Genomic DNA, 814 nt, shown 5'->3' on the forward strand with positions numbered 1-814 from the left:
AGTGATTGCTGTCGGCGTCGTCGAAACGACGTCAACGACGATAAATGGAAGGGTTATTTTGTTTTCTTGTCTGCGAGCGCTAACAGCTCTGCTTTTAGCTGTTGGTATTCGTCGCCTAGTACGTGAAGATAAATTGATGATTCGGACTTTTTGGCTAGACCTAAGTCTCTAACTATTGAGGCACAGAAACCTTGGTTATTGGCTGAACCTGAAGGATATAGGGATTTATAGACCTGACTTTTCCACGGGTTATCACCTTGAGATTCGATCAACTGGAATAGTTCGTTAAGTGGAACCCAGTGTTTTGAATGCAATCCTGCCCCACCACTTTGTCCGGCAATTCGAAAATAGAGCTGCTTGTCCTCATTATGTTGAGCAATTTCATAGAGGATTTTTCCTTGGGCTTTTGCTCCTAGTTTGGGTGCTTCACCTGTTTCGAGAATGGTAGAGAATGGATTGCCTTCTGGCGTGGCTTTAGATGTATCAACTCCTGCATTCTTCCTGCTGTTTTTGGCTTGGTTCATAGAAACTCCTTTATTTCATTGAGCTAGAAATAAGAAAGCCCCTACCGGACGAATCCAGTAAGGGCTCTTACAATTCAATAATATAAATTCGTTTTGCTGCTTGTTACGCCTAGGGGTTTTTTCCTGTCTTTTCCGGTACTGTTCCTGTCTTTCCAACACAGTTTTCTACATTTTCTCGACGGTGGCGGCGGTAATATAGGTTCGGTGGATTTCCCGTCGGCGACGTCAGTAAAATCATGCGGGTAATCAGGTGATGTGATTTTGCTGGTGGATTTAGGCGTGATTCGGGG

At 44.1% G+C, this 814-nt stretch carries 2 protein-coding genes; both read right to left on the reverse strand.

Annotated features, from left to right (window positions below; translation table 11 throughout):
* Positions 1-53 precede the first annotated feature (53 nt).
* Positions 54-524: a hypothetical protein gene (locus R7093_RS24830; protein ID WP_237307250.1), complete on the reverse strand. Its 471-nt coding sequence runs from the start codon at positions 522-524 to the stop codon at positions 54-56.
* A 109-nt stretch (positions 525-633) separates the two neighbouring features.
* A partial coding sequence (locus tag R7093_RS24835) for a hypothetical protein (protein ID WP_318146966.1) occupies positions 634-814 on the reverse strand: 181 nt, incomplete at its 5' end.

It is taken from the genome of Vibrio sp. 1580, assembly GCF_033340055.1.

What these genes read in the sequence shown, in the direction of transcription:
- R7093_RS24830 (WP_237307250.1), bottom strand. Translation starts at nt 524, where the DNA reads ATGAACCAAGCCAAAAACAGCAGGAAGAATGCAGGAGTTGATACATCT.